19 protein-coding genes are annotated in these 21,896 nt (G+C 67.5%); 8 read left to right on the top strand and 11 right to left on the bottom strand.

Annotated features, from left to right (window positions below; all coding sequences use genetic code 11):
- Positions 1 to 43: 43 nt before the first annotated feature.
- The 9 genes from prfB to purC form a co-directional block, all read right to left on the bottom strand.
- A complete protein-coding gene (gene prfB, locus Q1A87_RS11675) occupies positions 44 to 1,168 on the bottom strand; it encodes a peptide chain release factor 2 (RefSeq protein WP_299651495.1) in 1,125 nt (374 codons plus the stop codon).
- A 71-nt stretch (positions 1,169 to 1,239) separates the two neighbouring features.
- The gene (locus tag Q1A87_RS11670) at positions 1,240 to 3,768 is read right to left on the bottom strand and encodes a PBP1A family penicillin-binding protein (RefSeq protein ID WP_299651612.1); all 2,529 of its coding nucleotides are present in this window, start codon (positions 3,766 to 3,768) and stop codon (positions 1,240 to 1,242) included.
- A gap of 223 nt (positions 3,769 to 3,991) precedes the next feature.
- Positions 3,992 to 5,140, bottom strand: coding sequence for an aminotransferase class I/II-fold pyridoxal phosphate-dependent enzyme (locus tag Q1A87_RS11665; RefSeq protein WP_299651493.1), 1,149 nt, complete (start codon positions 5,138 to 5,140; stop codon positions 3,992 to 3,994).
- A 118-nt stretch (positions 5,141 to 5,258) separates the two neighbouring features.
- Positions 5,259 to 8,474 carry an Rne/Rng family ribonuclease gene (locus Q1A87_RS11660; RefSeq protein ID WP_299651492.1) on the bottom strand — a complete coding sequence of 1,072 codons (3,216 nt, stop codon included), beginning with the start codon at positions 8,472 to 8,474 and terminating at the stop codon, positions 5,259 to 5,261.
- Positions 8,475 to 8,888: 414 nt separating this feature from the next.
- The gene (locus tag Q1A87_RS11655; protein WP_299651610.1) at positions 8,889 to 10,223 is read right to left on the bottom strand and encodes a sigma-54 dependent transcriptional regulator; all 1,335 of its coding nucleotides are present in this window, start codon (positions 10,221 to 10,223) and stop codon (positions 8,889 to 8,891) included.
- Between the two features lie 7 nt (positions 10,224 to 10,230).
- Positions 10,231 to 12,027, bottom strand: a complete 1,797-nt coding sequence (locus tag Q1A87_RS11650) for an ATP-binding protein (protein WP_299651491.1) — start codon at positions 12,025 to 12,027, stop codon at positions 10,231 to 10,233.
- Positions 12,028 to 12,098: 71 nt separating this feature from the next.
- The gene (gene purQ, locus Q1A87_RS11645) at positions 12,099 to 12,767 is read right to left on the bottom strand and encodes a phosphoribosylformylglycinamidine synthase subunit PurQ (protein WP_299651489.1); all 669 of its coding nucleotides are present in this window, start codon (positions 12,765 to 12,767) and stop codon (positions 12,099 to 12,101) included.
- Between the two features lie 156 nt (positions 12,768 to 12,923).
- Positions 12,924 to 13,151: a phosphoribosylformylglycinamidine synthase subunit PurS gene (gene purS / locus Q1A87_RS11640; protein ID WP_299651487.1), complete on the bottom strand. Its 228-nt coding sequence runs from the start codon at positions 13,149 to 13,151 to the stop codon at positions 12,924 to 12,926.
- Between the two features lie 10 nt (positions 13,152 to 13,161).
- The gene (purC, locus tag Q1A87_RS11635) at positions 13,162 to 13,923 is read right to left on the bottom strand and encodes a phosphoribosylaminoimidazolesuccinocarboxamide synthase (protein WP_299651485.1); all 762 of its coding nucleotides are present in this window, start codon (positions 13,921 to 13,923) and stop codon (positions 13,162 to 13,164) included.
- Positions 13,924 to 14,057: 134 nt separating this feature from the next.
- On the opposite strand from purC, the gene Q1A87_RS11630 reads away from it, so the two are divergent.
- Both Q1A87_RS11630 and bmt read left to right on the top strand, forming a co-directional pair.
- Entirely contained in the window at positions 14,058 to 14,378 is a 321-nt protein-coding gene (locus Q1A87_RS11630) for a DUF1476 domain-containing protein (RefSeq protein ID WP_299651482.1), read from the top strand.
- A gap of 32 nt (positions 14,379 to 14,410) precedes the next feature.
- Complete coding sequence (bmt, locus tag Q1A87_RS11625; RefSeq protein WP_299651480.1) at positions 14,411 to 15,427, top strand: betaine--homocysteine S-methyltransferase; 1,017 nt, start codon at positions 14,411 to 14,413, stop codon at positions 15,425 to 15,427.
- A gap of 890 nt (positions 15,428 to 16,317) precedes the next feature.
- Here the strand turns inward: bmt and Q1A87_RS11620 are convergent.
- Complete coding sequence (locus Q1A87_RS11620; RefSeq protein ID WP_299651478.1) at positions 16,318 to 17,382, bottom strand: PA0069 family radical SAM protein; 1,065 nt, start codon at positions 17,380 to 17,382, stop codon at positions 16,318 to 16,320.
- Positions 17,383 to 17,491: 109 nt separating this feature from the next.
- Here Q1A87_RS11620 and Q1A87_RS11615 point away from each other — a divergent pair, with 109 nt between their 5' ends.
- The 3 genes from Q1A87_RS11615 (at position 17,492) to Q1A87_RS11605 (ending at position 20,008) form a co-directional block, all read left to right on the top strand.
- Positions 17,492 to 18,487, top strand: a complete 996-nt coding sequence (locus Q1A87_RS11615) for an SGNH/GDSL hydrolase family protein (protein ID WP_299651476.1) — start codon at positions 17,492 to 17,494, stop codon at positions 18,485 to 18,487.
- Between the two features lie 101 nt (positions 18,488 to 18,588).
- Positions 18,589 to 19,284: a B12-binding domain-containing protein gene (locus tag Q1A87_RS11610; RefSeq protein ID WP_299651474.1), complete on the top strand. Its 696-nt coding sequence runs from the start codon at positions 18,589 to 18,591 to the stop codon at positions 19,282 to 19,284.
- A 211-nt stretch (positions 19,285 to 19,495) separates the two neighbouring features.
- Positions 19,496 to 20,008, top strand: a complete 513-nt coding sequence (locus tag Q1A87_RS11605) for a superoxide dismutase family protein (RefSeq protein ID WP_299651472.1) — start codon at positions 19,496 to 19,498, stop codon at positions 20,006 to 20,008.
- Positions 20,009 to 20,021: 13 nt separating this feature from the next.
- Here Q1A87_RS11605 and Q1A87_RS11600 read toward each other — a convergent pair whose 3' ends face one another.
- On the bottom strand, positions 20,022 to 20,525 hold the full coding sequence (locus Q1A87_RS11600; protein WP_299651470.1) for a gluconokinase: 504 nt from the start codon (positions 20,523 to 20,525) through the stop codon (positions 20,022 to 20,024).
- A gap of 106 nt (positions 20,526 to 20,631) precedes the next feature.
- Here Q1A87_RS11600 and Q1A87_RS11595 point away from each other — a divergent pair, with 106 nt between their 5' ends.
- Genes Q1A87_RS11595 through Q1A87_RS11585 form a run of 3 tightly spaced genes read left to right on the top strand, consistent with a single transcriptional unit; the run spans position 20,632 to position 21,802 of the window.
- Positions 20,632 to 20,847 carry a hypothetical protein gene (locus Q1A87_RS11595; RefSeq protein ID WP_299651468.1) on the top strand — a complete coding sequence of 72 codons (216 nt, stop codon included), beginning with the start codon at positions 20,632 to 20,634 and terminating at the stop codon, positions 20,845 to 20,847.
- Positions 20,844 to 21,182, top strand: a complete 339-nt coding sequence (locus Q1A87_RS11590) for a YbjQ family protein (RefSeq protein WP_299651466.1) — start codon at positions 20,844 to 20,846, stop codon at positions 21,180 to 21,182. The genes Q1A87_RS11595 and Q1A87_RS11590 overlap by 4 nt, the downstream gene beginning before the upstream one ends.
- On the top strand, positions 21,179 to 21,802 hold the full coding sequence (locus tag Q1A87_RS11585) for a DUF1638 domain-containing protein (protein WP_299651464.1): 624 nt from the start codon (positions 21,179 to 21,181) through the stop codon (positions 21,800 to 21,802). Before Q1A87_RS11590 ends, Q1A87_RS11585 begins: the two co-directional genes overlap by 4 nt.
- The last annotated feature ends 94 nt before the right edge of the window (positions 21,803 to 21,896 follow it).

The raw sequence follows: 21,896 nt of genomic DNA, 5'->3' as shown, positions 1-21,896 counted from the left end.
CGAAAGTCTCGGTCTTCCGCGCCTCCACCGAGGGCTCCGAGGGTTACTCCGCCGACGCGTCCGCGCGGCTCTTGCCGGAGGCGTCGGAGGCCAGAACGCTGGCCATGACGCCGTCGAGCGCGCCGTCGAGGATGCCCTGCGTGTCCGAGGTCTCGAACCCGGTCCGCAAATCCTTCACCATCTGGTAGGGCTGTAGGACGTAGGACCGGATCTGGTTGCCCCAGCCGGCATCGCCCTTGGCCTCGTGCGCCGCGTTGATCTCCGCGTTCCGGCGGTCGAGTTCCATCTGGTAGAGCCGGGACTTCAGCGCCTTCATCGCGATGTCGCGGTTCTGGTGCTGCGACTTCTCCGACGACGTCACCACGATCCCGGTGGGGATATGGGTGATGCGCACGGCGGAATCCGTCGTGTTCACGTGCTGCCCGCCCGCGCCCGAGGAGCGGTAGGTGTCGATGCGGATGTCGTTCGGCGCGACCTCGATCTCGATATTGTCGTCGACGACGGGGTAGACCCAGACCGAGCTGAAGCTCGTATGCCGCCGGGCGCTGGAATCGTAGGGGCTGATCCGCACCAGCCGGTGTACGCCGCTCTCCGACTTGAGCCAGCCATATGCGTTCTTGCCGCTGATCTTGTAGGCGGCGGACTTGATGCCCGCCTCTTCGCCGTAGCTCACCGATTGCAGGTCCACGTCGTAGCCGCGCTTCTCGGCCCAGCGGGTGTACATGCGCGCCAGCATCGCCGCCCAGTCGCAACTCTCGGTGCCGCCCGCGCCGGAATTGATCTCGAGGAAGGTATCGTTTCCGTCGGCCTCTCCGTCGAGCAGCGCCTCGAGTTCCTTCGCGGCGGCGACCTTCACCAGCGACGCGATGGCGGCCTCGGCCTCGGAGACGACCTCGGCGTCCTCCTCCATCTCGCCGAGCTCGATCATCTCGAGGTTGTCAGACGTGTCACGCTCCAGCGCCTCGATCCCCTCGATCGCGTCGATCAGGCCCTGTCGGTCGCGCATCAGCTTCTGCGCGCGCTCGGGGTCGTCCCAGAGCGTAGGGTCCTCGATCATCGCGTTGAACTCTTCCAGCCGGTGCGCCGCCGTCTCCCAGTCGAGACGGCGCTTGAGGAGCGCGACGGACTTGCCGATGGCCTCGACGTTGTTCTCGACTTCTGCGCGCACACTGGCCTCCGGCGGATGTTCCGATCGACGGCTGACCTAACCCCTGCCCCGCGCTCCGGCAAGGCGGGGGGTCAGTAGAGCCCGCCCGAACTGAGCGTTCCGAAGGTCGCGCGGCCGGGGACCGTCACCCGACGGCCGGTCGACGTCTCGACCTCGCGGGCGGGCGGCGCGCCCTCCTCGTCGCCTTCGCCTTCGGCAAAGAGCGGCAGGTCGCCCGCCATCGCGAAGCCGCCGTCGATGACCGTGCTGCCGTAAAGCCCGGCAAACGCGTCCTCGCCCTCGCGGAAGTACTCGGCCACAACGTTGTCGCCGCTGGCCGAGGCCGGCAGCCGCGCGCCCGTGCTGCGGTCGATATTGGCGAAGTATCCGCCCGGCGGCACCTCGAACGGACCACCGCCGTACTTCGTGATCGCCTCCTGCATGAACTCGGTGAAGACCGGCCCGCAGATGCCGCCGCCGCTGGCACTGCTCCCCAGCGTGCGCGGCTGATCGTAGCCGATGTAGCAGCCGGCGACGATGGTGGAGGAGAACCCGACGAACCAGACATCCTTTGCGTCGTTCGTCGTCCCGGTCTTGCCGGCGATCGGCACCGGCAGGTTCACCGTGCGGGACGCCGTGCCGCGCTCGACGACACCGCGCATCATCGACGTCAGCTGGTAGGCCGTGATCGCATCCATCACGCGCTCACGGTTGGAGACGATCCGCGGCCCGACACCTGGCGCGAGCTCGGCGAAGCGCTCGCAATCCACGCAGTCGCGCTGATCGTGTCGGTAGACCGTCTCGCCGTAGCGATCCTGGATGCGGTCGACGAGCGTAGGCTCCACCCGCTCGCCCCCATTCGCGAACATCGCGTAGGCCGCGACCATCCGGTAGAGCGTCGTCTCCTGCGAGCCGAGCGAATTGGCGAGCAGCTCGCTCATCTCGTCGTAGACTCCGAAGCGTTCGGCATAGCCCGCGACGATGTCCATACCGACATCCTGCGCCAGCCTCACGGTCATCAGGTTCCGCGACCGTTCGATCCCGGTGCGGAGCGGCGCCGGCCCGTAATAGCGGTTCGAGGCGTTCTTCGGCCGCCAGATCTGGCCGCCGGACTCGATCTCGATCGGCGCGTCGAGGACGATCGTATTGGGCTGATACCCGGAATCGAGGGCGGCGGCGTAGACGAAGGGCTTGAAGCTGGAGCCGGGCTGCCGCGTCGCCTGCGTCGTGCGGTTGAACACAGAGTGCTGGTAGCTGAACCCGCCCTGCATCGCGAGGACGCGGCCGGTATTGACGTCCATCGCCATGAAGCCGCCCTCGACCTCCGGCACCTGGCGCAGAGACCAGCCGGTCGCTCCGTCCGTATCCGCGTCGGTGAGCTGTCGAACGTGCACGACGTCGCCCGCCTCGAAGTTCTCGAAGAAGTCGCCGCGGAGCCACTGGATGTCGTCGCGCGGCACGTCGATGGTACCCTCCACCCCTTCCGCGCCGAGGGTCAGCGCCTGATCCGCGACGGAGAGGACGACCGCCGGATGCCACTCGCCCCCGAGGTCGATGTCGCGCGCGACGTCGACGTTCGACAGCGCGTCACGCCAGGCTTCTTCGCTGTCGAGGCTTTCCGCGGGAATCGTCTTCCCGGTGCCGCGCCAGACGCCACGGCTGCGGTCGTATTGCTCGAGCGCGCGGCGCAGGGCCCTCGCGGCGACGGCCTGCATCTCGGCATCGATCGTCGCGCGGACGGTGAAGCCCTGGGTGAAGAACTCCTCCTCGCCGAAATCGGAGGTGAGCTGCCGCCGGATCTCGTCGGTGAAGTAGTCCCGCGGCGGGAGCGCGGCGCGGAACGGCGCGTAATGCCCCGACTGCACGGTCAGGAGGGGCGTCTCGACCGCTTCCTCCATCTCGGCGCGGGTGATGTAACCGTTCTGGAACATCTCGCGCAGGACATAGTTGCGCCGTTCGATCGCGCGCTCCGCCTGCCGGACAGGGTGATAATCCGAAGGCGCTTTCGGCAGGATCGCCAGATAGGCCGCTTCTTCCAGCGTCAGATCGGCCAACGTCTTGTTAAAATAGGTCTGTGCGGCCGCGGCAACGCCATAGGAGTTCTGCCCGAGAAAGATCTCGTTGAGATAGAGCTCGAGGATGTCCTCCTTGCCCAGCGTCTCCTCGATGCGCGAGGCGAGGATGATCTCCTTCACCTTGCGCTCGGCGGACCGGTCGGACGACAGCAGGAAGTTCTTCATCACCTGCTGCGTGATCGTTGAGGCGCCGCGCAGGCGTCCGCCCTGCGCCGCGTCGACGGCGGCGGCGATCATGCCCATCGGGTCGTAGCCCGCGTGCCGGTAGAAGTTCTTGTCCTCCGCCGAGATGAAGGCCTGCTTGACCAGCGACGGAATCTCCTCCGCGGGCGCGAAGAGCCGGCGCTCGCGGGCGAACTCGTCCATCAGGCGGCCCTCGCCCGAATAGATGCGGCTGATCGTCGGCGGGGTATATTGGGCGAGCTGCTCGTAGCTCGGCAGGTCGCGTCCGTACATCCACAGGACGCCGCCGATCATGATCGCAGCCGCGATGATGCCGAGCGTGACGGCGGAGAAGATCCCGCCGATCATCGACAGCACGAACATGAACGCGCCTTGAATCGCCCGCCAGACGGTCCGGCCTGTCCGCCCCGTCGCCTTCGTCGCTGTCGTGCTCATGTGCCTGTCCCGCCCATTCAGGGTCGTCCCCGCTATACGCCGGCCGCAATGGTCCGTCAAAGTCGGCGCGGGTCGCGAGGCGGTCCTTCGCCCGCATACCGGGGTTGCGACGATCACGTCGTCGCGAGGACGCGACGCCGGCCAGTGCCGTTCAGCGGCCGGCCATGAAGTTCGTGAGCCGTGCCAGCCCCGCCTCGATGTCGGCCGTCGCCCGCGCGTAGCTGAAGCGCAGCGTGCCCGCGCCGCGACCCGGGTCGAAGTCGAACCCCGGCGTTACCGCGACGCCCGCCCCCTCGAGGATCTCGGCGGCGAAGCTCAGGCTGTCTTTCGTCAGATGCGCGACGTCGGCGTAGATGTAGAACGCGCCGTCGGGCGGGGCGATCCGGTCGAACCCGGCTTCGGGCAGCCCGTCCAGCATCAGCTGGCGGTTTCGCGCGTAGACGGAGAGGTTGGCGGCAAGTTCCGCCTCCGCGTCCATCGCATGCAGCGCGGCGATCTGGCTGGCATGGGGCGCGCAGATGAACATGTTCTGCGCCAGCCGCTCGACGGTCCGCAGATGCGCCTCCGGCACCACCATCCAGCCGATGCGCCAGCCGGTCATGCTGAAATATTTGCTGAACGAGTTGATGACGTAGACGTCGTCGGACACTTCCAGCGCGCTCACCGCCCGGCCCCCGTACTGGATGCCGTGATAGATCTCGTCGGAGACGAAGGCCGTGCCGTTCGCCTGTGACGCCTCGATCAGAGCGGACATGGCCGCGCGGTCGAGCATCGTGCCGGTCGGGTTCGCCGGCGAGGCGACGATGAGACCGGCGAGATCGCCGGGAAGCTCACCCGCGACCGGCTGGTAGCGGTTCGCGGCCTGCGTCTCGATCCCCACGGCCTCCAAGCTGAGCGCGCGCAGGATTTGCCGGTAGGACGGATAGCCGGGCAACCCCAGCCCCACCCGGTCGCCCGCATCGAAGAGCGCGGTGAAGGCCAGCAGGAACGCCGCCGACGACCCGGCGGTCACGACGACGCGCTCGGGATCGAGGTCGAGCCCGTACCAGTCCCGGTAGAGCCGCGCGATCCGGGCGCGCAGTTCGGGGAGACCGAGCGCCACCGTGTAGCCGAGCGGGCCCGCCTCCATCTCGCGTGCCAGCGCGCGACGGGCGGCGGCCGGCGCGGGCGTGCCGGGCTGTCCCACTTCCATGTGGATTATGTCGCGTCCCGAGAGTTCCGCCCGGCGGGCCTGCTCCATCACGTCCATCACGATGAACGGGTCGACCTGCGATCGGGTCGAGACCTTCGTTCCGGGCATCCGCGCCTCCCTACGGTGGTTCGGGCCAGATGCGACGCCGGGGCGGGGAAGGTCAATGCAGCGGGGCGAAACGAAAAGGGCGCCCGCGGGGGCGCCCTTCGTCGTCGCTTGTCCGGGCTCAGCCCCCGAAGGACCACCAGCCGCGGCGCTTCGGCTTGGCCGTCTCTTCGGTCTGGATTTCGGCCGAGGGTTCGCGCGTTGCGTCCTCGTCAGGGCCGGGCGTGGCATCGACGTCCGGCGCGGGCACCGCCACATCCTCGGCAGCGGATGCGGGTTCGCCATCCGGCGAAGGCGTGTCGTCCTCGGTCGTCTCGGCGGCGGCCGGCGGCGCGAAGTCGATCGCCTCGACCGTTGCGGCAGCATCGGCGACCGGTTCCGACGGCGCCGGAGCCTTGGCACGCGCGCGGGTCCGGGACTTCGGCTTGGCGGGCGCCTCGGGCGTCGCGTCGTCCGGTGCGTCGGCCTCCGCTTCCGTCATCGTCACGGGATCGGTCGCGGGTGCGTCTTCGATGCGATCCGCATCCGTGGCGACCTCAGCCTCCGGCGCCTTCTTCGTACGCGACCGGCTCCGCGATCGGGACCGGGGTTTCGGGGGCGCGTCCTCGACAGGCGCCTCTGCCGCCGGCCCGGTCTCCGCATTCGTCGCATCGCCCGCTTCGGCGGTCGTGTCCGCGTTGCGCGCCTCCGGCTGCGCCTCTCCCTCGATCGGCGCCTGGCCCTCATCGGAGCCCGAACTGGTTGCCGCCGTGTCGCTCTCCGAGCCGGACATGTCGTCGTTCTGGCCGGATTTCTTGCGACGCGACCGGCGGCGGCGCTTCTTCTTCGACGGCCCCTCCCCGTTCGGGCGATCGTCGTCGCGTCCTTCCGTCCGGGCCTCCTCCCGGTTGTCGTCCTGTGCGCTGTCGTCTTGCGCGGTGTCGTCCTGTGCGGAGTCATCCTGCGCGGCGTCGTCCTCGTCCGCTTCGGCGTCGACTTCGACAACATCCTCGTCGTCATCCTCCTCCGGCGTCCAGGACGTGTCCGTGCCCACGACGTTCGAAATCTTCGGAACGACGCGCGTGGCCGTCTTGAACTTCTCCATCGCGAAGTCGGGCGCGACCAGCGCCGGGTCCGCCACGACGCGAACGGCCATGTCGTAGCGCGTCTCGATCCCGGCGAGATGCTCGCGCTTCTCGTTCATCAGGTAGTTGCTGATATCCACCGGCACCTTCAGCAGGACCTCGCGGGTCCGCGTCTTGACGCCCTCCTCCTCGACGGCGCGCAGGATCGACAGCGCGACTGAATCGTCGGATCGGATCATGCCCGTGCCGTGGCAATGCGGGCAGGCCTGCGTCGTCGCCTCCAGCATGCCGGGCCGCAACCGCTGCCGCGACATCTCGAGCAGGCCGAAGCCGGAGATGCGGCCGACCTGGATGCGGGCCCGGTCGTTCTTCAGCGCGTCCTTCAGGCGCTTCTCGACAGCCGCATTGTTCCTGCGCTCGTCCATGTCGATGAAGTCGATCACGATGAGACCGGCCAGGTCGCGCAGGCGCATCTGCCGGGCCACCTCGTCCGCGGCCTCGAGGTTGGTCTTGGTCGCGGTGTCCTCGATCGAGCCTTCCTTCGTGGACTTGCCCGAGTTCACGTCGATCGCGACCAGCGCCTCGGTGATGCCGATGACGATATAGCCGCCCGACTTGAGCTGCACCGTCGGGTTGAACATGCTCGCGAGATACGATTCCACGCCGTACTTGGCGAAGAGCGGCTGTCCGTTGCCGACATGCGCCTTCACGTTCTTGGCGTGCGACGGCATGATCAGCTTCATGTAGGCGCGGGCCTCGCGATAGCCGGCCTCGCCCTCCACGATCACCTCGTCGATGTCGCGCGAATAGAGGTCGCGGATCGAGCGGTGGATCAGGTTGCCCTCCTCGTAGATTGGCGCGGGCGCGATGGATTTGAGCGTCAGCTCTCGCACCTGCTCCCATTGCCGCTGGAGGTATTCGTAGTCGCGCTTGATCTCGGTCTTGGTTCGCTTGGCGCCCGCCGTCCGCACGATCAGGCCCGCGCCCTGCGGCACGTCGATCTCGGACGCAATTTCCTTGAGCTTCTTGCGATCGGCCGCGTTGGTGATCTTGCGGGAGATGCCGCCGCCCCGCGCCGTGTTCGGCATCAGAACGCAATAGCGCCCGGCCAGGCTGAGATAGGTCGTCAGCGCCGCGCCCTTGTTGCCACGCTCCTCCTTCACGACCTGCACCAGCATGATCTGGCGGACCTTGATGACCTCCTGGATCTTGTATTTGCGGGTGCGGGGCCGCGGTGCGCGCGGCGGCTGGATGTCCTCCGGCGTGTCGTCGTCGGCCACGGTCTCGACGCCGGAATCCTTGTCGGCCGGCTCCTTCGACTTGCTCCGGCCGCGTGATCGGCGGGATGGGGCCGCCGAGACTTCGGTTGGGTCGTCGTCCTCGTCGAGATCGACGGTCTCCATCCCGGCCGGTTCCGGCTGGGCTTCGGTCTCCTTCGGCGCAGGCCGCGGGTCGGCATCCGACGGGGCCGCAGCGGCACCGGAGCCGTCGTCGGTCACCTGCTCGTCCTCGAGCCCGGCGCTCTCGGCGATGGTCCGGACCGGACCGTCGTCATCGCCATCACCGTTGCCGTCGCCATCGGGCGCATCGCTCGATTCGTCGGCGTCGTCCGTGCGCAATCCGGCATCTTCCGCCACTTCGCCTTCGGTCGCGGCCTCGGAAAGCTCGGCTGGCATACCGGAGGTCACACCGGACGTGCTGCTTTCGCGCCTCTCGATGGCAACCTCCGCGGACGGCTCCTCCTCCGGAGAGGCGGGTCCGTCGCTGTCATCCGTTCCGCCCGAGGCGTCGGCGGCGTCTGCCTTCTTGCGGCTGCGGGAGCGCGAACGGCTTCGGGACCGCTTCTTCGGCTTCTGCTCGTCCTCGTCGCCGGCGGCCTCCGTCCCGTCCGGGCCGTCGGCATCCTGCGCCTCTTCCTCTCCCGCATCCGCGGAACCTGCGGTTTTCCGGTCGGACGCCTCCTCGCTTGCCTCTTCTTCCCGCGCCATCGCCCGCTCCTCGGCGAGGATCGCATCGCGATCGGCCTTGGGGATCTGGTAGTAGTCCGGGTGGATTTCCGAGAAAGCGAGGAACCCGTGACGGTTCCCGCCGTAATCAATGAACGCGGCCTGCAGCGACGGTTCGACGCGCGTCACCTTCGCCAGGTAGATGTTGCCTGCAAGCTGCCGCCTGTTCAGGCTCTCGAAGTCAAATTCCTCGATCCGGTTTCCATCTGCCACCACGACCCGGGTCTCCTCCGGGTGGGTGGCGTCGATCAGCATTTTCTTCGCCATATGACTTTCCGCGACGCCGGATACGGACCCCGGGGGGCGTCATCCTGCGTCGACTTGGTTGGGCGTGCGCAGCCGGCAGCGCAGGGGCGCGGCCCAACCGCATCCCTTCGTCCGCTGTCATCTGCTGCGTCATCGCGGCTCTCACTCCAACCCTGTCCGATGGCCGCGAGACGCGGCCCGGACGGGTCCGTTCCTTGCCCGGCGACAAGGGCCGGGCGTCATTCCGGGCGGCGCATGGCCGACCCGCAAACTTTACCCGAAGCGCGGGTCACGTCGCGACGCCGTCGATATACGGGAAAGAATCTCGACCGGTCCCGACCGCCGACCTTCCGGCGGCACGACCGTGTCACCTGTCTGTGACAAAAGCGGGCGAAAGACAATGCCCTGCGGCGCATCCGTTCGATGCGCCGGCGGTCACAGGTAGTTCGACCGGCTCAGCCCGTACTTCGCCATCTTCTCGTTCAGCGTGCGGCGCGGCAGGCTCAACTCCTCCATCACGCTGGCGATGGAGCCGCGGTGACGCCGCATCGTGTTGTCGATCAACATCCGCTCGAACGCCTCGACATATTCCTTGAGCGGCTTGCCCTCGGTCGTGACCTGGGCCGTCTCGCCCTGTTCCTGGGTGTCCGACATCAGGAGCGAGGAGATCGAGCCGGTCCCGCGCCGCTGCTGCAGAACGGCGCGCTCGGCGAGGTTGATGAGCTGACGCACGTTGCCGGGCCAGGGCGCCTGCAGCAGCTGTGCCGCCTCCTGCGCGGAAAGCTGCGGCGGGGCTGCGCCGTATTCCTCGCCGAAGCTCTCGGCGAAGTGGGTGAAGAGCGTCAGCACGTCTTCGCCCCGATTGCGGAGCGGCGGCAGCACGAGCTTCATCGCCGCGAGCCGGAAGAACAGGTCCGGCCGGAGCGAATCCTCGAGCGTTTTCTCCGGGTCGGAGCCGTTGTGGATCGCCACGATCCGCGTCTCCGCCGGCGTGCCCTGGTCGTTGATAAACGTCAGCAGCCGCGCCTGCAGTGGCAATGGCAGCGCCTCGATATCCTCGAGCACGAGCGTGCCGCCGCGCGCTTCCTCCACCAGCGGCAGGCCGCCCTCGGTCACCGGGCCGAAGAGTTTCGCGCCGAGTTCCTCCTCACCCAAGGCGGCGCAGGATGTCATCGCGAAAGTCTTGCCGGCGCGCGGCCCCACGGCATGGAGCGCATGCGCCACCAATGTCTTGCCGGTCCCCGTCTCGCCGTCGATCAGGACATGCGTGTCGGCCTGACCGAGATCGAGAATGTCCTCGCGCAGCCGCTCCATCGCCGGGCTGGTGCCGATCAGCTTGCGCATGAGCACGGTGCCATCCGACAACTCGCGGCGCAGGGCCCGGTTGTCGAGCGTGAGCTTGCGCGCCTGGCTCGCCCGCCGGGCCAGGTCGGTCAGCCGGTCGGGGTTGAACGGCTTCTCCATGAAATCGTAGGCGCCGAGCTGCATGGCCTCCACCGCCATCGGCACGTCGCCATGGCCGGTGATCATGATCACCGGCAGCGAGGAATCCGCGCTCATCAGACGCTTGAGGAACGTCATGCCGTCCATGCCGGGCATCCGGATGTCGGAGATGACCACGCCCGGATAATCCGAGCTGATCTTCTTCAAAGCGTCCTCCGCACTGGCAAAGGTCTCGGTCGCGAAGCCCGACAGGGCCAGCCACTGGCTGATCGACTGCCGCATGTCCGTCTCGTCGTCGACAATCGCGATCCGCGTTTGTTCCACCATCGTCTTCCTACTCGGCTGCATCGAGGACCTTCTCCATGACGGGCAGGCGGACCTCGAACACCGCCCCGCCCTTCATGGCGTTCCGGGCTGTCAGGCGCCCGCCCATGTCATTAACGATTCCCGAGGAGATGGCGAGCCCGAGGCCCACGCCCTCCCCGGGCTTCTTGGTCGTGTAGAAGGGCTCGAAGAGCTTCTCGGGATCCTGCAGCCCGTGTCCGGTGTCGCGGACGGCGAGCACGACCTCGTCACCTTCCGACAGGAGGATGTCGAGCTCCCGGTCATCCACCCCGCTCATTGCATCGAGCGCGTTGCGGACGAGGTTGATCACGACCTGCTCGAGCCGCAGCCGGTCGGCCTTCACCATGATCGGCCCGTCGGGCACGATCTGGCTCAGCCGCACCTTGTCGTGCCGCAACTGCGGCTCCATCAGCGTCAGCGCGGAGGAGACCACATCGCGCATGTCGACAGGCTCGAACGCGTCACCGCCTTTGCGGGCGTAGGATTTCAGCTGACGCGTGATCGCGCCCATCCGGTCGATCAGGTCGTCGATTCGTTGAAAGCTCGACAGGGCCTCGTCCGCGCGGCGACGCTGGAGCAGGAGCCGGGCGCCGGCGAGATACGTCTTCATCGCGGCGAGCGGCTGATTCAATTCGTGGCTGACGGCCGCCGACATCTCGCCCAGGGCCGCGAGCTTGGAGGACTGGGCGAGGCTGAGCTCGGTCTCCTTCAGTTCCTCCTGCACCCGCTTGCGCTCGGCGACCTCGCGGCGGAGCCTGTCATTGAGCTGCCGCAGCTGGAGCGATTCCCGCTGGAACAGGATCGACCGGAGCGTTGCACGGCGGTTCAGCAGGTAGAAGCCGAGCGCGAGGAGAAGCGCGAAGCCCATGATGATGAGGGCCAGAACCCCGTTCACGCGCTCGCGGACATTCTCATAGCTGGTGAAGCTTACGAGCCGCCAGCCGCGGAACGGCACCCGGGTCTCCATCTGGATCAAGGCCGAGCTGTCGTAGCCGTCTTCGGCCGGTTGCCCGAAGGCCCGGGTCGTTGCCAGCGCGCGCTGCAGCGCAGAGGGAACGGAGGTCGCCGCGATCGCCTCCTCGAGCGGCATGCCGCGCCAGCGCGGCTCCGTCGACAGGATCACGGTGCCCGCCGCGTCGGTGACGGCGACCGCCGCGGTCGTGCCACGCCAACGCGTCTCGAACTGGGACAGGTTGACCTGCACCTGCAGCACCGCGAGCGGCTCTCCGTCGGCGCCCTGCACGATACGGCTGAAGCTCGCCTCGTAAGCACCTGATCTGCGAGGGGTCAGGGTGAAGACCGTATCGGTCGACGCAGCCGCTTCGGTGAAGAAGGGCCGATCCGCGTAGAGCCTGTCGAGTTCCTCGTCGTCGGTCGCGGCCACCGTGAGGCCATCCATGTTCATCAGGCGAATGGATGCGGCCCCGATCTCGTCGATGTAGGAGACCAGATGCTCGCTCAGCGCGGAGAAATCGCCGGCGTTCAAGCCCTCGATAATCGTCGGGTCCCGCGACAGGAGAAGCGGCACGACGGAGTTGCGCTGCAGTTCCGAGAGGATCGCACCGGCATAGAGCGACTGCCGCAATTCCGCGCGCAGCCGCGTCGTCTGAACGAACCGTTCGGTCAGAAGCGCGTTTGCCACCCAGATCGCGACGCCGGCCGCGAGGATCATGCCGACGATCGTGAAGCGGACCATCCACGACAGGCGCGGCCGGGGACGATCGGACGCGGTCCCGCCATCCGTCGGGACGGCATCACGCCTTCGGATCAGGTAAGGCAGAAGCATGGAACGTCTGTAGACGGCGGCGGCCCTTCGCTCAATGGCGGGGGTTCACAACATCGTCGGCACGAGCGCCCTTACGCCGCTACCAGTGCTTGCGCGAGGCCACGGAACAGCCCCGCGCCGTCGGTTCCGCCCTGGAGCGGGTCGATCGCGCGCTCGGGATGCGGCATCATGCCGAGGACTCGCCGGTTCTCAGACAGCACGCCCGCAATGCCGTCCTTGGCGCCATTGGGCGTCGTGACGTAGCGAAACGGGATACGCGCCTCGGCGTTCAGCCGTCGCAGCGTCTCGTCGTCGATCGTGTAATTGCCGTCGTGATGCGCGATCGGAATGTCGATCACCTGATTGCGCGCGTAGCCTGCGGTGAAGGCGCTCTCGATCTCCTCGACCCGGAGCGGGACCGTCCGGCAGATGTATTTCAGGCCGGCATTGCGCAGCAGCGCGCCGGGCAGCAGCCCCGCCTCGCACAGGATCTGGAACCCGTTGCAGGGCGCGAACACGTAGCCGCCCCGGTCCGCATGCGCGACGAGCGCCCGCGCAATCGGCGAACGGGCCGCGATGGCGCCGCAGCGCAGGTAATCGCCGTAGCTGAACCCGCCGGGCACGCCGACGACATCGATGCCCTCCGGCAATGCCGTCTCCTTGTGCCAGACCATCTCGGTCTCGAACCCCGCGCCGCGAAACGCCACGGCGAGGTCGCGGTCGCAGTTCGAGCCTGGAAAGACGAGGACGGCGGCTTTCATGTCGGACCCTATCGATCGATGTCTTCTGGCCAATCTCACAAACCGCGGGCCGCCGCCAGTCCGGCGGGCCGCGACAGGCGCCGGCGCGTCGCGAAGGATCGCCCGGCACGCAAACCGTTCCGTCGGCCCAGTCGGGCCGGCCGCTTCCGGCTGTTCTCACATCTCGATGCGGTAGCTCTCGATCACCGTGTTCGCGAGCAGCTTCTCGCACATCGCGACGATATCGGCCTCGGTGGTGCCCTTCGCGAGGTCGAGCTCGATCAGCTTGCCCTGCCGCACGCCCTCGACCTCGTCGAAGCCCATCGCGCTCAGCGCGTGCCGGACCGCCTCGCCCTGCGGGTCGAGCACGCCGTCCTTCAGCATCACCGTAACCTTCGCCTTCATCCCGCCCCCGTCAGTTGATGAGCGTCGGCCGCGTGACCGGGCCGGAATTAGCCGGCAGGACGCCAAGCCGGCGCGCGACCTCGGTATAGGCGTCGGCGAGCGAGCCCAGATCGCGACGGAACACGTCCTTGTCGAGCTTCTTGCCCGTCTCGATGTCCCACAGGCGACAGGAATCCGGGCTGATCTCGTCGGCAAGGATCAAGCGCTGGTAGTCGTTGTCCCAGATCCGGCCGACCTCGATCTTGAAGTCCACGAGCTTGATGCCGACGGCGAGCATGCACCCCGACAGGAAGTCGTTCACCCGGAGGCTCAGCGCGATGATATCGTCGAGATCCTGCTGGCTGGCCCAACCGAAGGCGAGGATGTGCTCCTCCGACACGAGCGGGTCGCCGAGCTTGTCGTCCTTGTAGCAGAACTCGATGATCGGGCGCGGCAGCGGCGTGCCCTCCTCGATCCCGAGACGGGTCGAGAGCGAGCCGGCGGCGACGTTGCGCACGACCACTTCGAGCGGAATGATCTCCACCTGCCGGATGAGCTGTTCGCGCATGTTGAGCCGGCGGATGAAATGCGTCGGCACGCCGATCGCGTTCAGCCCGGTCATGAAGAATTCCGACAGGCGGTTGTTCAGCACGCCCTTGCCGTCGACCACGTCCTTCTTCTGGGCATTGAAGGCGGTGGCGTCGTCCTTGAAATATTGCACCAAGGTACCGGGCTCGGGCCCTTCATACAGAATCTTGGCCTTGCCTTCGTAGACCTTCTTGCGCCTGGCCATGCTGTCTCCGGGGGATCGGTGCGTATCGTCGGGGCACATACGCCCTCCGCCCACCTTTGCCAAGGGAAGCGACTTGCGGGATGGACGCCGCATCCGCATATCGATCAGGAAAGCCAATTTCAGGGAGACGCGACATGGCCAGCATCGACGACCGTAAGAAGGGGTTCGAGAACAAGTATGCCCACGATGCCGAACTGCAGTTCAAGGTGGAGGCGCGCCGCAACCGCCTGCTCGGCGAATGGGCTGCGGAGCTGCTCGGCAAGGAGGGCGAGGAGAAGACCGCCTATGCGCGAGAGGTCGTGAAGTCCGATTTCGAGGAAGCGGGCGACGACGACGTCATGCGCAAGGTCTCCGGCGATCTGGGCGAGAAGGTGCCCGCCGCGGAGATCCGGGCCAAGATGGACATGCTGATGGAGCAGGCCAAGCAGCAGGTCATGCAGGAACAGACCACCTGATCGCCCGACCGTCCTCGTATCCGGAGCCTTCGATGTCCGACGCCCTCACTTCCCTGCTCCGGTCGCGCGACTGGCTTCTGGCCGACGGCGCGACGGGGACGACGCTCTTCAACATGGGCCTCGAATCGGGTGACGCGCCCGAGTTCTGGAACGAGACCGAGACCGCCAAGGTCCGCGCGCTCTACCGCGGCTCGGTGGAGGCCGGGTCCGACATCTTCCTGACCAATACGTTCGGCGGCAACGCCGCACGGCTGAAGCTCCACGGCGCCGAGGCGCGGGCGGGCGAGCTTTCGCGGATGGGCGCCGAGATCGCGCGCGAGATCGCGGACGCCGCGGGCCGCCCGGTCGTCGTCGCGGGCAGCATGGGTCCCACGGGCGAGATCATGGCCCCGATGGGTCCGCTCACCCACGAAGGCGCCGTCGAGATCTTCCACCAGCAGGCCGAGGGTCTCAAGGCCGGTGGAGCGGACGTTCTCTGGGTCGAGACGATCTCTGCCCCGGAGGAGTTGCGCGCCGCCGCCGAGGCCGCGGCGCTCGTCGACATGCCCTGGTGCGTCACCATGAGCTTCGACACGGCCGGGCGCACGATGATGGGCACGACGCCGCCCGACATGACGCGACTGATCGGCAAGCTCGCGCACGGGCCCGTGGCCTACGGTGCGAATTGCGGTGTCGGCGCCTCCGACCTGATCCGGACCGTGATGGGGTTCGCCACCTCCGACACGCCGGTGATCGCGAAGGGCAATGCCGGTATCCCGAAATACGTCGAGGGCCACATCCACTACAACGGTACGCCGAAGCTGATGGCCGACTATGCCGTCATGGCGCGCGACGCCGGCGCGACGATCATCGGTGGCTGCTGCGGGACGACGGCGGCGCATCTCGAGAAGATGCGCGCGGCGCTGGAGACACGGCCGAGGGGTGAGCCGCCCGCGCTCGGGCTTGTGGCCGAGCGTCTTGGCGATTTCTCATCGGCGAGCGACGGTCTCGACGGCAAGGCCCCGACCCGCGACCGGTCTGCCAGCCGGAGACGGCGTGGCCAGATCTGACGACACCGCACCAGGGCGATCTGACGGATCGGCCTAGACCTGTCTGGCCTAGTTGACGGTCACAACGCTCGACCGACGCATGTCTCATCGTTGGAGCCGCAAGGTTTTGTCGGTCCGATCCGATGCTCGGCGGGGTCGGCATTGGCCTCCCGGCCGCATGGCCAGCGGCAGTCCTCTTCGTCCGACGCCGGGCTGGAATGCCGGCGGTCTCGACAGCGCTCTCGCCCTGTCGGTGCGTCGGCCGGCACTCCGACCGCCCTTTACGACGCCCGTCGAGGGAACAAGCCTATGTCGGGTCCAGCGCATTCTGCGCGATCTAGATCCCGTCGGCGATCATGCGCAGCGGTTGGCCAGAACGGAAATCGCGGCGCTGCAGGCGGCCAGCGCACAGAAGAGGCGATCGATGGGCTTCCATCCGAATTGTATCGCTTCACATTCGATGTCACTACGATCCTTGCGTGCTTTCGGATCGGCACGGCGAACTGCATGCCTGACGGCGCCTGGACAATCATTCGCATGCCGGACGGCCCGGTCAATGCGGTGTCGCTGCAACTGTCTCGGCTCTGGCCCCAGACCCGACCGCTTGAACAGGCCCGAAAGAATGCGGCAAGCGGCACGCTTCTCGCAACGCTGCCCGGCCCGTTCGTCGTATCAGGCAGCTTCAAACAAGCGTGTTACGCCGCAAGCGTCGACCGGCCCGCAGGGTTCACCGGGACACGGCCGACTCCCTGCTGGCACCTGATCTATCAAGGTGCCAGCGGCCGCTGCGCCTGCCGCTCGCCCAGGCTGAAGCCATCGGCGTCGCACGACGATGCGGAGGTCGGCGGACGCACGGACCCGACCATCCCACATTGGTCGCGCGAATGGGGGCGACCTGATCGCGTTCCCGTTCAGAACAGCGACATCTGCGCGCCCGGTACGCGGAACAGGTCGGTGCGAAGCGGCGCCAGTCGTCTCGCCAGCCCGAGCGATGTGCAGGCGCGGTCGAACCGCCGCTGCAGGAGGTCAGCATGCACCCCTGCCCCTCGCATACGCGCCCCGAACCCCGCATTGTAGAGCTTGCCGCCGTGGAACTCGCGCACCCGGTTCAGGACCTTCCGGGCCCGGTCGGGAACATGCGTCCGCAGCCACTCCTCGAAGAGCGGCGCGACTTCGAGCGGAAGCCGCAGCGGGATCATGCTGGCCGCCTGGGCTCCGGCGTCGCGCGCCGCCGACAGGATCGTCTCGACCTCGTGATCCGTCAGGCCGGGGATGACGGGCGAAACCATGACGCGCACCACCACGCCCGCCGAGGCCAGTCGCTCGATCACCCGCAGCCGCCGCGTCGGAACCGGCACCCGCGGCTCGAGCTTGCGCGCTAGCCCGTCATCGAGCGTGGTCACCGACAGGCCGACGCGAGCGAGCTCCGGTCCCATCTCCGTCAGGATATCGATGTCGCGCTCGATCATCGTCCCCTTCGTGGTGATCGCGACGGGGTGGGCGTGGTCGCGCAGCACCTCGAGCAGACCGCGCATGATACGCCGGTCGCGCTCGATCGGCTGATAGGGGTCGGTATTGGTGCCGATTGCGAGCAACTTCGGCTCGTACCCTTTCGCCCCGAGTTCTCGCCGCAGCGCATCGGCCGCGTTCGGCCGGGCGATCAACCTGGTCTCGAAATCGAGCCCGGGCGACAGGCCGAGCCAGGCATGCGTAGGACGAGCGTAGCAGTAGATGCAGCCATGCTCGCACCCGCGATACGGATTGACCGACCGATCGAAGCCGAGATCGGGCGATCTGTTGGTCGAGATCACCCGCCCGACCGTTTCCTCGCGGACCTCGGCGACCGGAGCTGCCGGCTGGAAAGCCGGGTCCGGCTGACGGGCAAGCCGCTCGTAGCGCCCCGTCTGATTGCTCAGCGCGCCGCGCGCCCGGGCCGCCGGGAACACCTCGCCACGAATGTCGGACAGATACGTCATATTGAAAAACTAGAACAAAGTAAGAACTCTGACAAGTCCCATAATATTCCCGTTTGCCCGTACACCGTTCCGGTGCAATCCTCGGCCGACAGGATCGAACGAGGGCGACATGAAGACCTTTGCCTTGGCGCTGGCCGTGACTCTCGCAACATGCAGTGGAGTGGTCGCCGCCCCCGTCGACGCGGTCTATTCGAGCTTCTTCGTCTTCGGCGACAGCCTCAGCGACGACGGCAATCTGTTCGCGTCGGCGGGTCAGCCGCCGGCGCCCTATTTCGACGGGCGCTTCTCCAACGGTCCGGTCTGGGCCGAGACGGTCGCGGACCGCTTCGCGATCTCGCAGAACTTCGCCTTCGGCGGGGCCGGGGCAGCGACCGACGGCGATGGCGTTCCCGATTTCGGTGCCCAGGTCACCGGCTATCTGGCCTCGCCCCTCGCGACGGTGGCGGGCCCGCGACCGCTGGCCTCGGTCTGGTTCGGTGCCAACGACCTGTTCGCCGGAATTGCGACAGGCACGGCACCGGAGGCCATCGAGATGGCGATGACCGCGATCGCATCTGGCGTCGCGGCCTTGCAGGCCGGGGGCGTCTCGGATTTCGTGCTCTTCGAACTACCGGATCTGGGCGATACGCCGCTCTACAACCTGATCTTTCCGCCAGCGTCGCCCGGCGCTTCGGCTGCATCCGGGGCGTTCAACGTCGCGCTGTCGGGGCTTGCGGACGGTCTGGCCAATCGCGGGGCGAACGTCTCGCTCGTCAGGACGAGCGCACTCTTCGACGACCTCCTGAACGACCCAATGGCTTACGGCCTCAGCGAGGCGACCCTGCCCTGTCTGTTCCTGAACCGGAACGCAGATGTCCAAGCCGCCGCGACGGCGACGGCGGTGGCATTGTCTCAGCCACTCGTTTGCGACGCGGACGCGGCGCAGGAGCGCGTCTTCTTCGACCTCGTTCATCCGAACGCTGCGGTGCATGCGGCGCTGGCCGAGAACGTTCTGACCGAACTCGAAACGATGTCGATATCCCCTGTTCCCGTACCCGCTTCGCTGCCTCTGGCCCTCGTCGCACTCGCGACCTTCGGACTGGTCCGCCGGCGGGTCGCTCGCTAGACAGCGAATGTCGGTTCCGCCGCCACGGAGCCCTGTCCGCGACGGCTAACCTGAACCGTAGACCGACGAATCACGCGCCGAGGACGAGGACGCATTTCCAGATGGCCGACGACGACATCATACTTTCCGAACTCGACGACGACGAACTCGTCCAGCAGATGTTCGACGATCTCTACGACGGCCTGAAGGACGAGATCGAGGAATCGGTGAACATCCTGCTCGAGCGCGGATGGCAGCCCTACGACATCCTCACCAAGGCACTGGTTGGCGGCATGACGATCGTCGGCCACGACTTCCGCGACGGAATCCTGTTCGTACCGGAAGTGCTGCTCGCGGCGAACGCGATGAAGGGCGGCATGGCGATCCTGAAGCCGCTGCTGGTGGAGACCGACGCGCCGCGCGTGGGCAAGATGGTGATCGGCACCGTCAAGGGCGACATCCACGACATCGGCAAGAACCTTGTCTCGATGATGATGGAGGGCGCGGGCTTCGAGGTCGTCGATCTCGGCATCAACAATGCGGTCGAGAAGTACATTGATGCGCTGAAGGCCGAGGAAGCCGACATCCTCGGGATGTCCGCGCTGCTGACGACGACGATGCCCTACATGAAGGTCGTGATCGACGCGCTCAAGGCCGAGGGCATCCGCGACGACTACATCGTGCTCGTCGGCGGGGCCCCGCTCAACGAGGAGTTCGGCCGCGCGATCGGAGCCGATGCCTATTGCCGCGATGCGGCCGTGGCGGTCGAGACGGCGAAGGACTGGATGGCCCGCAAGCACAATCAGATGTCGGCCTGATCTGCCGAGGCCGGCTGCCGCCGCGGGGTGAGGCTCCGTGCGCGCAGTCGGCGACCGGCGACGAGGCCGAATCCCGACCTGCGAACGGCCACGCGCCTCGCCGTTCGCGGCGCAAGCGCGAACCGGATCGGGGCACGCGACAGAACGGCACGGATCTATACGCGGGGGTCTCGCGTTCTTCGACGACTGCAACGAAGACACGGAGCCCGCCATGCGATCCCTCACCGTAGCCCTGCCCTGCCTCCTTCTCGCCGCACCCCTCTTCGCCCAGGAGGATACGGGCGCCCGCGTTACCGGCGAACTCGTGAACGCCGAAGGCGCGAATATCGGTTCGGTCTCGATCTTCGAGACGCCCTCCGGCCTCGTCCGCGTCAATGTTCAGGGCACGGAGTTGTCGGCCGGCGGACACGGCGTCCACATGCACGAGACCGGCGAATGCGAGGGCGACTTCACCTCCGCGGGCGGCCATATCGCCGGCGACATGCAGCACGGCCTCGTCGAAGGCGGCCCGCATCCGGGCGACCTCCCCAACGGCTTCGTCGAGGATGACGGCGTGATGTCCTACGAGGCGTTCACCGACCGGATCTCGATCGAGGAGCAGCTTCTCGACGAGGACGGCTCGGCCCTGATCGTCCATTCCGGCGCGGACGATTACGTGAGCCAGCCCAGCGGCGATGCCGGCGGCCGCGTGGCTTGCGCCGTGCTGACCGAAGCGCCGTCGTGACGTCAGCCGACCTCTAGTGGAGGCGCCGGCCGCGCAAGCGGTCGAGCACCTCGCCGACGAGACGACGCCGCGGGCGGATGGCCTCGACAACGATCGGCCATTCGTCCCGGGTCGGAGGCTCCAGCGTCGCGAGTTGGCTGTCGAGAAGCGAGGCCGGCATGTAATGGCCAATCCGTGCCTTCAAGCGTCGCTCCAGCGTATCCCGGTCGCCGGTGAGGTGCACCAGCGTCACGAACCCGGCGCGGGCCCTGATACGGTTGCGGTAGGCGCGTTTCAGGGCCGAGCACGCGATGACCGTTATCCCGTCGCTCTCCGCGAGCGTCCGTCCGACACGATCGAGCCAGGGCGCGCGGTCGCGGTCCGTCAGCGGCTCGCCGCGCGCCATCTTCCTGACGTTGCCGCGCGGATGCAGGTCGTCCCCATCAACGAATCGCCCCCGAAGGGCTTGGGCGAGCTCGATCCCGAGCGTCGTCTTGCCGGTGGCGGTCACGCCCATCACGAGTATCTTCAAAGCCATGCTGCCTCCTGCGAGCCTAGATGACGCAGCGGCGTTCGCTGTCAATCGTATTGGCAGCCGCGTTCCGCGTTCCCATACTCTCAGGAGCCCATACGGAAGCGATGCCATGCCCCTCGACCGACTCGTCCTCATTCTCGTCGCAGCGACCCTCGCCGCCGGCGCGACGATCTGGCTCGCGGCCATCGTGACGGCGAGCATCGCGGTCCCGTTCGGCTGGGCCGCGATCCTGCCCGTCCTTCCGATCGCGTATCTGGCCTGGCGCGTGATCGTTGACCGCCGCGCGAACCCCGACGACGACCGCTACGACCGGATGGGCGAATGAACGGCCGGGAATTGAAACGCGTCATTCTCGCGACCACGGACGGCGTGCCGGGGCGGGAGATCACGCGCTGCATCGGCCTGGTGCGCGGCTCCACGGTCCGCGCGAAGCATGTCGGCACCGACATCGTCGCGGGCTTCCGCAACCTCGTCGGCGGCGAGATACGGGAATATGCGTCCCTCCTCACGGGTGCGCGGGAGCAGGCGATCGACCGGATGGTCGCGGAGGCCCGGGCGCAGGACGCGGACGCAATCGTCGCGATCCGTTTCGAAACCTCGACGATCACGCATGCCGCCTCCGAGGTCGTGGCCTACGGCACCGCGGTGAAACTCGCGTGATCCCCGATGCCGTCCTCACGCGGGACGGGCTGCCCGCCGCGGGTACGGGTCGGGTCCTCGTCGTGGCTTGCGGGGCGTTGGCCCATGAGATTCTCGCGATCCGGGTGGCGAACCGGCTTCACCATCTCGACCTGCATTGCCTGCCGGCGATCCTGCACAACCATCCCGAGCGCATCGTCCCGGCCCTCGCCGAGGCGCTCGACGGTCGGGCGGACGGCTACGACCGCGTCTTCGTCGCCTACGCCGATTGCGGCACCGGCGGCGGGCTCGCGCGGTTCTGTGCCGAACGCGGGATCGAGATGATCGCCGGGCCGCATTGCTATGCCTTCTTCGATGGGCTCGACCGCTTCGCCGCGCGCGACGAGATCGACGCGTTCTACCTCACCGACTTCCTCGCCCGGCAGTTCGATGCCTTCGTCATCCGCCCCCTCGGCCTCGACCGCCATCCGGAGTTGCGGGAGATGTATTTCGGCCACTACACGAAGGTCGTCCACTTGGCCCAGACCGACGACCCCGCCCTGGCGGAGAAGGCCCGCGCCGCCGCCGACGCGCTCGGTCTCGCCTTCGAACGACGCGCGACCGGCTACGGGGATCTGACGGCGGCGCTCACGCGCGCCTGACCGTGCCGCGTGCATCCGGGCCACGCCGGATCCGGGGCGCGTCTTTCCCCCGCCGGCCCGCTCCGCTAGACAGCCTGCGCAATCGCCCGGAGTT

The sequence above is a fragment of the uncultured Jannaschia sp. genome (genome assembly GCF_947494055.1).
In the GTDB taxonomy this organism is placed as follows: domain Bacteria; phylum Pseudomonadota; class Alphaproteobacteria; order Rhodobacterales; family Rhodobacteraceae; genus Jannaschia.
The sequence above is the reverse complement of the archived record's forward strand: the minus strand, read 5'-3'. Positions and strand labels throughout refer to the sequence as shown.

Coding starts and splice junctions, on each gene's coding strand:
- Q1A87_RS11670 (WP_299651612.1), bottom strand. CDS start 3,768: ATGTTCGTGCTGTCGATGATCGGCGGGATCTTCTCCGCCGTCACGCTC.
- Q1A87_RS11665 (WP_299651493.1), bottom strand. CDS start 5,140: ATGCCCGGAACGAAGGTCTCGACCCGATCGCAGGTCGACCCGTTCATC.
- Q1A87_RS11660 (WP_299651492.1), bottom strand. CDS start 8,474: ATGGCGAAGAAAATGCTGATCGACGCCACCCACCCGGAGGAGACCCGG.
- Q1A87_RS11655 (WP_299651610.1), bottom strand. CDS start 10,223: ATGGTGGAACAAACGCGGATCGCGATTGTCGACGACGAGACGGACATG.
- Q1A87_RS11650 (WP_299651491.1), bottom strand. CDS start 12,027: ATGCTTCTGCCTTACCTGATCCGAAGGCGTGATGCCGTCCCGACGGAT.
- purQ (WP_299651489.1), bottom strand. CDS start 12,767: ATGAAAGCCGCCGTCCTCGTCTTTCCAGGCTCGAACTGCGACCGCGAC.
- purS (WP_299651487.1), bottom strand. CDS start 13,151: ATGAAGGCGAAGGTTACGGTGATGCTGAAGGACGGCGTGCTCGACCCG.
- purC (WP_299651485.1), bottom strand. CDS start 13,923: ATGGCCAGGCGCAAGAAGGTCTACGAAGGCAAGGCCAAGATTCTGTAT.
- Q1A87_RS11630 (WP_299651482.1), top strand. CDS start 14,058: ATGGCCAGCATCGACGACCGTAAGAAGGGGTTCGAGAACAAGTATGCC.
- bmt (WP_299651480.1), top strand. CDS start 14,411: ATGTCCGACGCCCTCACTTCCCTGCTCCGGTCGCGCGACTGGCTTCTG.
- Q1A87_RS11620 (WP_299651478.1), bottom strand. CDS start 17,382: ATGACGTATCTGTCCGACATTCGTGGCGAGGTGTTCCCGGCGGCCCGG.
- Q1A87_RS11615 (WP_299651476.1), top strand. CDS start 17,492: ATGAAGACCTTTGCCTTGGCGCTGGCCGTGACTCTCGCAACATGCAGT.
- Q1A87_RS11610 (WP_299651474.1), top strand. CDS start 18,589: ATGGCCGACGACGACATCATACTTTCCGAACTCGACGACGACGAACTC.
- Q1A87_RS11605 (WP_299651472.1), top strand. CDS start 19,496: ATGCGATCCCTCACCGTAGCCCTGCCCTGCCTCCTTCTCGCCGCACCC.
- Q1A87_RS11600 (WP_299651470.1), bottom strand. CDS start 20,525: ATGGCTTTGAAGATACTCGTGATGGGCGTGACCGCCACCGGCAAGACG.
- Q1A87_RS11595 (WP_299651468.1), top strand. CDS start 20,632: ATGCCCCTCGACCGACTCGTCCTCATTCTCGTCGCAGCGACCCTCGCC.
- Q1A87_RS11590 (WP_299651466.1), top strand. CDS start 20,844: ATGAACGGCCGGGAATTGAAACGCGTCATTCTCGCGACCACGGACGGC.